Raw genomic sequence first — 9,225 nt, 5'->3', positions numbered from 1 at the left:
TAGGGTCATCTGGTGATACAGATGGTTCTCTCGTAAGTCGGAGAACAACGACTTTATGCGACTTCATGTCGCACTTAGACATGCTTACCAGCAGTCCAACCATGTTTTTTTAACACGTTATTTGCCAGTGCTTTGGGAGCATCTTCTAAGTCAGTAGCCATGGAGTCATTCCAGCGATTTAAGAAACCGTATAAGCAAACAGCCGCCAGTATCTCTACAATTTGTTGCTCTGACCAATACTGCTTCATTTTACTCATTAAGGTCTCATCCACTCCATTGGGTACTGAACCCGCCGCTAATGCAAAGTCTAACGCAACACGTTCAGCCTCAGTATATAATGCATTTGTTTTATAATTCCAAACAGCTGCTACTTTTTCTTCACTCATTCCATGAATTTTGGCGGCTACTAACGAGTGAGCTTCACAATAACGGCACCCAGCTGCTTTACTAGCAAAATGTGCAATCAACCGTTTAAACCCCACATCAACTGAACCATGAGGGCTCATCACAGCCTCTGTTAATACAGTAAAACCTTTTACTATTGCTGGGCAGCGTTGCATCGTCAGCATGCTGTTAGGCACAAAACCTAAAATTCGTTCAAAAACACTAAAACTGTCTATTAAATCAGAGTGATGAGTTGCTGATAATGGTTGTAAATAGGCCATAAAGAATTATCCTTTTCCAGGCTAGAAAAGTTTTACTCTAGTCAAAAAAGTCGAATTCGAACAGCTACATTAAGTAAAAAAACTCTTTTTCAGATAAACTATGCACTAACGTGATAGCCATTAACGTAAAATACAAGTGTCTTTTATCTGATGAGAGGCAATAATAAAAATAATAAGTTTTTCCGAATAAACTTTAGGGTACCTCTACTTAAGAGCAAACTCCCAAGGCATTGAGCTATTATCAGCCTGATCATAAGCCACCACACATAAAGTGACTGGTAGTTGATCCTTACTAAGCAATATATTAGGCCAGAATGGAATTTTATAACCAGTATGATCATTGCAATCAATAAGCTCAGCAGCACCATGCTTAACTTTTAATAGGCTAACCTTTGGTGGTAAGTAATTTAATGACACCCGTATAGTGTCCCCCCAATCCGTCAGCTGAACTGGCTTTACCTCAGCAGCAACCTGTTCCGCAGCCACAGTTATTGAGTCCGCTATACAGTAACTTTCAATGACAGGAAAAAAAACTATTACCCCAATTAGCTTTGTTACAATACCCCACTTCTTCACTAGTCTTCCTTTGCTCCCTTAGTTATAGGCTGACAACCCTGGTCCTACACTTCTCGCTAACCCTTTTGAACCGACACTCACACTCTATAAAATTTCAGTATTTAAAGTACCCAGTCAATTTTACCTTGCTTGTAAACTCATTTTATTGGCAGCAGCTAAAACCTTGTTTTAATGGTCCTATTAGTATGAATATCAACCAGGTGATATACTTCAGTTGAGGTGATTCGTAGTAAAAGAATTTTTGCATAAATAGGGAGTATTTTACAAGCATCTTTTCTATAGCCTAGTTAGTTCACTGTGTACTGCTAGACAGGAAAAGAAAAATAAGTACTCGTAAACGCAAAGCCAGGTGAAACCCTTTATTCTTTATTTTCAAGGCACTCTCCTATTTTAAAGGTATTCACTTTATTCAAACGGTCGATTAAAACTGTCAGAATAGGCAATCAAACCATGCTGCTAAATATAAAAACTTACACCCAAAAGCAAAAGTAAGCCTTGTGGGCTCTTTGAAATATACTCTTCGTGAATGATTTTTAGTGGTACTTTATTACCAGTCAGCTCTATCCAACACGTCACACTTACCAGTCATTGCAAATAAAAATCATTCCCAGGATATAATAACTGATACTTGTCAAATAAAGCCTGCATTTTACCCGTTTTAGTTAGCTGAATAAGCCCTTTATTAATGATATCAACTAGCTTATCCCCCTGCTTAATATGGCGGCTCACCATCATATAAAAGGGTTCTTGTTTCAGGCCCGGAAGTTTCGCATAACCTAATAATGGGTCCTTCATCAATGGATTGCCAATATAAGAAAAACCTATCATAATTTCATAGCCTTCAATGAAAACATCACAGCGGCGGCCATGTTTATGTAGTGCATTGATCAATAGATCATAATTTTTTGCCCAAGCGTCCACTTCATTTTCTGCAAATCCTCTTGCTGCATAGCTATAACCAAAAAGACCACAAGTTTTATAGCGTTTTTTTAAATCATTGACACCTGTCACTAGTGGCTGTTTATTGTGGTATTTTTTAGAGTAAAAAAAGAATAGGTTTAATTGATAATATGGTTTTGTCAGCAAATACGTTTTTTTACGCTTATCACTGTATGATGCATTTAACAACATATGATAGCGGCTGCCTTTGGCTACTTCCGCCTGAGTTCGTTGCCAAGGCAATAGTTCTACAGTATAAGTAATATTATTTTGAGCAAAAATCCATTCAATTACATCAATGGATAAACCAGCAATTTGCTCGGAAGCCTCACCGTTTTTTTTACGAATAAAATAAGTGTAAGGCGGCCATTCCGCCAAATCATCAGCAATCCTGACAACATGAGTAGACCAATAATCACTTGCTAACAGGTTTGTATAACAACAAGCGGTCAGTAAACAACCTACAATTGCTCTCATGCACTTCATGGATAAGTAATCTTTTCGTTGATTACCCAATTGTAGCTTGTAAGTAATCAGCCAGCAGGTTATTTAAAAACGGCAATACCCATGCCAGTCTTTAGGACATTACTTTTCAACAGGCCTCCAGCATGCTATCAAAGCAACGCTTTGACTGCGAATTTACCAGAAGGCCAGAGACAGTAAACCATTATTAGAGGAGCCCTTTAGATTATGTTATTTCTCCTTGAGATTTAAGTTATTGCTAACTATATATGCTGTTATCCCCTGTTTTTAAGTGATATAGAGGTGAAAGCAGCAATGAGTTACAAACACACCTTAAAGATGAGCGAGCTAGTTACACCCGAAATGGCGAACTTTTCTGGAAAAATGCATGGAGGAGACTTACTTAAGCTACTTGATCGAGTCGCTTATACCTGCGCCATGCGCTATTGTGCCTCCTATGTTGTCACCCTCTCAGTGGATAAAGTATTATTTAAAGATTCCATTGAAATTGGTGAATTAGTCACCTGCCTGGCCAGTGTTAACTATACAGGCAATACCTCAATGGAGGTGGGCATTCGCGTCGTTGCAGAGGATATCCGCCAGCGTAAGTCACGGCATACGAACAGTTGTTACTTCACCATGGTCTCTTTGGATGAAAATGGCAAACCGACTCAGGTGCCTTCCTTTACCCCCCAAACAACTGACGAAAAACGTCGCTATCAAGAAGCACTTCACCGCAGACAAATAAGACTTGAGGCAACTAAAAACCATTAAAGCCATTGATTTCCTATCGATTTTCTCATTAAAAGTCATTCGCGAAGAGCATACCTCATAAACTCCACAAGTTGTGTATAGTTACCTGCTACTATACACAACTTGTTTCGTTTTCTTTGTGCGAACCACCCCTCAAAAGATCCAGTTAAAATATGCGATATTTCGCGCTCGTTTTTTAGCCTGCTTCAAATACTTGAAATCAAAAGGAAACTGAAAGGCCATTCTAAAAACACATGACTAATACTATAGCGATTTAATAGTGTATATTTTTGGGGATATTTATGAAACGAGCACTCTACTACTTAAAACATGTCGGTTTAGCCCTTAAATCCCTGGCAATGGCAATATACGAAACAGGTTTTACTTTATTGCCAATTATTGTGTATGTGCTTATTTTATTATCCATTGGTAAAGAGTGGGACAGTATTAAACACCTACCTGAATGGTCATTCATCACCATAGCCCTATGGGGTATTATGTTACGTGATTCACTCACAAGCTTCAGGCAAAAAAAATCAGATAATATCTTGCTAACAACTGGGCTAATCATGTCTATTACAGGACTGGTATTAACCACAGCATTACTGACAATTTCAACATTGAGCCAGAATAAAATAAACTTACCTTTATTGAAGGTTTACTATAATTATCAGTTCATTATGTTCATTTGCGCATTAATCCAGTGCTGGTTTTTAAAGACGGTTGGCTTTTATCAAGCATTACCTAAACCTGAAAAAATTCTGCCAAAGCCTTCAACAGCCAAGAAAACTGAAAAAAAGCCCGAACGTAAAACCCGCGCTAGTCGTAGACAATCACCGTCTGTGGAAGAAGATGAGTTAGAGGATTATTAATAACCTATTCTTTGGGAGTATTGTCAGCACCAACTCCCATTGATCCCCCTTTCTCCCTAACCCCTCCATTTGGTCAGTTATTATACAGACAAGTAAGTAGCACCAAACCTAAACTATTAAAATGGTGTCATTCCCACTAGTTTCACTCTATTGATACTCTACCTGATTTACTCATTCGTTAAACATGTATATTATTCACTCACTGAAAATCTACTGACTATGGTTGAAGACAATTGACTGAAGTAAATAAAACCCTACCTTTAAAAGAAATTTTTTTAAAAGGATTAACAACCCCCTTTCAAAACATAACAGCTTTATTGCGGCTGGGGATTCCGTTCATTTTTTTAATGATTTTATTAGACTATTTGATTCCCCATCCGCCAGAAATTAATTTTATGCTATATTTTTTTATTTATATCATTTACTACCTAGCATTTGTGCTGAGTGTTATTGGTTGCCATCGCGTTTTTCTACTAAACAGTGAAGCCATCCAATCAACACCAGTCTTAAGGTGGACAAAGCGTGAAACCAAGTTCTTATTAATATTTTTTGGTTTTTCAGTGATATATGGTATTACTGCTGCAATAAGCTATAACTTAACGGCATTATTACCGGATAACAATTCAATACCATTTAGCTTATTGATGGCTATCTTGATGCTACCTGCTACTTATTGTATTTCTAGATGGAGCCTTATCTTGCCTGCAACGGCTATAGATCAGCCAAAAACCTTGCAGTGGGCATGGAGTATATCTTCTGATCACCAATTAAGGTTGTTTGTTTTAATAGGTTTACTGCCTATTTTGACAAGCCAAATCATGAGTTATCTACCATTTCTACCCTATTATTTGGACTTTGTTTACGATCTTATTTGGTTAATCGTTGCGGTTATTGAGATTTGTATATTATCACAGGCTTATAAGTGGATAGTTAAACTTAATGAAACTACTATCCAATCAGGCTAATAGTAAGGACAGCTCAATCTTAACTTATACAGAACATTTAACGAGCTAAAAACATGGTTACAGCATCAAAATATTGAGGGATTAGTATTTCATCATCCTGATGGCAGAATGGCCAAAATTAAAAAGCGGGATTTTGGCCAGGCAAGATGAAAGTCTGCATAAAGAGAATGGTTTATAATGCTTTGCTATTAAACTTTTGCGGCTATCCTTGAAGGCAGTTTTTACCTAAGATTTAGTTTCAAAAAAACAAGTCTCCATAATAATACAAACGTTTTGGGCTTTATTCATATAATGAGGTTTTCTCATTTACTAAACAGCAGCAATACCGCACAAAAGTACCAAAATAAAAACTTATTTATGTATCCAACTATTGTTTTAAGTCAACTAATCGTCGTTATCAGTAAAATCAAATCAAGTATTCTATATTAATCTAAGCCTTGTTAATCACCACAGATAAAAAGGAATTTAATATGGCTAAACGACTGTTACTACTACTTTGCCTACTACCAGGTATCGCTCTATCTCAACAGTTTTCTGATAATCAGTATCGCACCAACGAATCTGCTTCGCTAGCAAATACTCTCATTCCTGGGGGTTGGACATTATATAGAACTAATCTCAGCCGAGATGATTACAGCGTATTCTTTCAAGCAATGAGTGGCTTCACGGGTGTTAAGTACACTCCTTTTGCTGTGTCCACCCAAGTGGTTGCAGGCACCAATTACAAGTTCATTTGTAATGGTGAGTCTATTCATCCTGATGTAGCTCCTACAGCAGTGATAATAAAAGTCCATCGCCCACTGCATGGAGAGCCTGAAGTTTTATCAATCAACGATATACAGTAACAACCAATACCTGACGACCCTACGAGCCCCGTTATACCGGGGCTTTCATGTACAGCTTCAGATGAGATACTTTACCCCATCTTTTCTTTATCATTGATGTCAACCCATTACTTTCCATTATTTGGCGATGCCTCGAAAGTGTGTTTGGCCGTAAACCAAGCTATCGATCACTTACTGTTTTAGCAATAAATAAGTAAGTATACGGCAAACACATTTACGAGACTCTATCCCAAGGTGTATAAAAGCTGTTTAGGGCAACATTACATAAATTTGATCTATAGAATAAGCAGTTTCTTCATCAGCAATCCGAGGATCATGATCAATGTAAACACTACTTGGATTACCAAAACGCTCATTAAATTCAACATTTATTTTATGAGCACTTTTATTTGCTTTAACTAAATTAGCAAAAAGTTCGTCAATAGTGTCAAAGGTTCTCATGTAGGATTCTGGTACTTTTTCGTTAGTATCAGTGTAAGTAACATTTTTGACTTCGTTGTCTCTGACGTCAACCGTAAATGACTTTCCTGAATCAGGACAAAAACAAAACTTTCGATAAATATAAGAATAATTACTGTAGTTATCTTGATACCATTTAGCTAAGTAAGTGGCAACTTCCGGCTTAAAATCTTTAGTAAAATCTTCATTCCAAGTATCAGCAGATACAGCTGTAGATAATGTTGCTGCCAAAGCGATAGGGAGAATTTTTTTTAAAATCATAGTTGAACATCCTATATTCATTTTATTACTGGGTACAATAGCATAGTGTAAATATATGCCAACAAATTTTGGTCTACTTAATTAGACATTTGTCGCAGCACTTTATAAAGTATCTTGAATTAATTTACAACATTAGCTTGTCTAATATCCCGAATTATTGGAAGCAAATGTCGCATGTTTGATGTAAAACAATAACTAGTAAACTTTTGCTTGTTTATTAGTATTTTTAAGTGAGTCATTACAGACATAAAATAGCTCATTAATCCATCTACCTTACTTATTGCTAGAACCATACGTAGTTGATAGCTTGATTTATAACCAAGTACACAGTCGAAGCAACACTAACAACTACCGTCGCTTATATGTGATTCTATTACGCGGTGTCTTTTACACCCTGTTCACAAACAAATACAAAACACCAACACATAAATAGTTAATACGACATTAGACTTATTATACCTTTACGTCAGTACTAAATAAGATCAAATAAATGAAATTGTCGACTTTGTTATGAATCATCTCGCATTTCTATAACGCTAACCCATTGTTGATTGGGCTTTAGCCAGGTGTTGTGTGTTGGTAGCGTATTTTCCTTCTATTAACTCAGTCTATAAGTTTTCCTCTGTCGTACTAGACTGCTTGTCCTTTTTTTGATCTATAAGGCAGACTCATAAACTAAAAAATTTCGACTGATGAGTACTTTAACAAATAAAACTTTCAGTATTATTTATACTCAATAAGTCGGTAAACATTAATTTTATCAAGAGATATCATATTGACTATGGATACTAATCTTAACATCCCATCATCTTCTATTTCCTCTTTTTCAACTCACGATAGTTCTCGTAGCTCTGATTCATTCACTGGCACATTTAATGGTCGTCAAGTCTCCCTACAAGTAGCTAGTCAAGCGGATACAGAATCCTTTCAAAAACTTACGACAAGTGAGAATGATATTGGTAGCAAGCTGACATTGCGAAAAAAAGAGCTAGCATACACACCTGGCGTACTTTTCACCAAATACGAAGGTGTCAAAGATCTGGATGAAAGTACTTCCTTCTATGGTCGCTCCCCTGTTGATCCTAAGAATCACTCTTTATTAAATATGGCAACAAGCCTCGGCTCCAGAGCTGGCAGTGGTGGAATACTTAAAGATCATGATAAAGCTCAAATAAAAAGTGAATTCTCAAATAGTCAAAATTGGAATTTTTACGACAGTGATATTCTAAGAGAAAACAAAGGCTCACTAGGGAAAAAAGATTTCGAGTGGTTAGGTAAATTGGCTCTAGGCCGGGTATAAAGGGAGTGTAACCTATTTTGACCGAAGAAGTGCATTCAATTTTTAGTTTGAATGCACTTCTTAATTCAATCAGGAAAAGTCTGTTTGATTGACAACTAATGATAAAGCCGCCAGTTCTGCAAGTTGCCTCAACTCATCACTATCATACCGTTCTTGCTCTACAAGTGATTTGTTCTTTGAGTTAGCTGGCATTGCAGAGTTATAAGTAAGCTCAGAATACTGATTTGGTGTTTCAGGTTCTACTTGCCTACCATCATAACTTTTCAATACTACATTAGGCTTATTTGTTAAATATTCCGGTAGCATTATCATCAGTTTTTTATCAGTTCTACTTTTAGGAGCCAGTCCTTCAATGATTAGACTGTTTTTCTCATAACGAAAATTAGCTTCCGTAAGAGAAAAAGGAACCCATAATATTGCTTCAGAACTACTATTTGTATTTACTACTTTTATACCTTCCGCATTAGGAGCAAAACGTACCTCGTCACGACCGGTACCTGTATCAATTTGATCATCGCCTAGTGAGCTAACAATAATGTCATTGTCTTCTCCACTAAATAAGACATCATCAGCCCAACTATCTCGTAGCGTATCATTTCCTTTACCACCAACTAAAATATCTCCATCTAAAAATTCATAACCATTCTCAGTGGCTTTAAATGTATGCTTTGCCTGTAGTCGATCGTCACCGGCCTCTCCCAATAGCGTATAGCTGCCTTGTTCTCGCTCAGTCGTGTATAAGTTATCAGCGTTGTCTGTACCAAAAATCACCGCACTATTTGATAAAACAGCATTTCCTTGCTCATCCACTTCGATGGCAGACTGACCGCCTTTTTCATCAACAATGGAAATATGCTGATAAGCTTCACCTTTAAAAAACTGTTGAAGTCGTACCGCTTCCTCTTGACCATTATCTTTCAAGCCTTTCACCAATAAGTCATCGCCCTCTCGACTTAATCGGATTTTATCACGACGCACACCTGCTAATACCAAATAATCCTGTTCATAGCTTACTTGATTGTTGGTATCAATTGCCTGAGCTGGGGTAGCTATATTATTAATCACCTTTTCAGCAGGGTTAGCGGTTGTATCGCCATTTCTGCCAATAATATACGTATCTTGCCCTTG

10 protein-coding genes are annotated in these 9,225 nt (G+C 37.0%); 5 read left to right on the top strand and 5 right to left on the bottom strand.

The window, feature by feature from the left end:
* Positions 1-74: 74 nt before the first annotated feature.
* The 3 genes from ORQ98_RS28015 to ORQ98_RS28005 form a co-directional block, all read right to left on the bottom strand.
* Positions 75-665 (bottom strand): carboxymuconolactone decarboxylase family protein, encoded by a 591-nt coding sequence (locus tag ORQ98_RS28015; RefSeq protein WP_274692136.1) that lies wholly within the window; start codon positions 663-665, stop codon positions 75-77.
* A gap of 204 nt (positions 666-869) precedes the next feature.
* Positions 870-1,241 carry a hypothetical protein gene (locus tag ORQ98_RS28010; protein ID WP_274692135.1) on the bottom strand — a complete coding sequence of 124 codons (372 nt, stop codon included), beginning with the start codon at positions 1,239-1,241 and terminating at the stop codon, positions 870-872.
* Positions 1,242-1,826: 585 nt separating this feature from the next.
* Positions 1,827-2,666 (bottom strand): substrate-binding periplasmic protein, encoded by an 840-nt coding sequence (locus tag ORQ98_RS28005; protein WP_274692134.1) that lies wholly within the window; start codon positions 2,664-2,666, stop codon positions 1,827-1,829.
* A gap of 291 nt (positions 2,667-2,957) precedes the next feature.
* Here ORQ98_RS28005 and ORQ98_RS28000 point away from each other — a divergent pair, with 291 nt between their 5' ends.
* The 4 genes from ORQ98_RS28000 (at position 2,958) to ORQ98_RS27985 (ending at position 6,077) form a co-directional block, all read left to right on the top strand.
* Positions 2,958-3,416, top strand: coding sequence for an acyl-CoA thioesterase (locus ORQ98_RS28000; protein ID WP_274692133.1), 459 nt, complete (start codon positions 2,958-2,960; stop codon positions 3,414-3,416).
* Positions 3,417-3,697: 281 nt separating this feature from the next.
* Positions 3,698-4,267, top strand: a complete 570-nt coding sequence (locus ORQ98_RS27995; protein ID WP_274692132.1) for a hypothetical protein — start codon at positions 3,698-3,700, stop codon at positions 4,265-4,267.
* A gap of 233 nt (positions 4,268-4,500) precedes the next feature.
* Positions 4,501-5,232, top strand: coding sequence for a hypothetical protein (locus ORQ98_RS27990; RefSeq protein ID WP_274692131.1), 732 nt, complete (start codon positions 4,501-4,503; stop codon positions 5,230-5,232).
* 470 nt (positions 5,233-5,702) lie between these two features.
* Positions 5,703-6,077 carry a hypothetical protein gene (locus ORQ98_RS27985; protein ID WP_274692130.1) on the top strand — a complete coding sequence of 125 codons (375 nt, stop codon included), beginning with the start codon at positions 5,703-5,705 and terminating at the stop codon, positions 6,075-6,077.
* Between the two features lie 249 nt (positions 6,078-6,326).
* On the opposite strand, the gene ORQ98_RS27980 is transcribed toward ORQ98_RS27985, so the two are convergent.
* The gene (locus ORQ98_RS27980; RefSeq protein WP_274692129.1) at positions 6,327-6,797 is read right to left on the bottom strand and encodes a DUF6174 domain-containing protein; all 471 of its coding nucleotides are present in this window, start codon (positions 6,795-6,797) and stop codon (positions 6,327-6,329) included.
* A gap of 781 nt (positions 6,798-7,578) precedes the next feature.
* Between ORQ98_RS27980 and ORQ98_RS27975 the strand changes: the two genes are divergently transcribed.
* Complete coding sequence (locus ORQ98_RS27975; RefSeq protein WP_274692128.1) at positions 7,579-8,097, top strand: hypothetical protein; 519 nt, start codon at positions 7,579-7,581, stop codon at positions 8,095-8,097.
* Between the two features lie 69 nt (positions 8,098-8,166).
* Here ORQ98_RS27975 and ORQ98_RS27970 read toward each other — a convergent pair.
* Positions 8,167-9,225, bottom strand: a 1,059-nt coding sequence (locus ORQ98_RS27970; RefSeq protein WP_274692127.1) for a calcium-binding protein, incomplete at its 5' end; no start/stop codon positions are given.

This window comes from Spartinivicinus poritis, from assembly GCF_028858535.1.
In the GTDB taxonomy this organism is placed as follows: domain Bacteria; phylum Pseudomonadota; class Gammaproteobacteria; order Pseudomonadales; family Zooshikellaceae; genus Spartinivicinus; species Spartinivicinus poritis.
The sequence above is the reverse complement of the archived record's forward strand: the minus strand, read 5'-3'. Positions and strand labels throughout refer to the sequence as shown.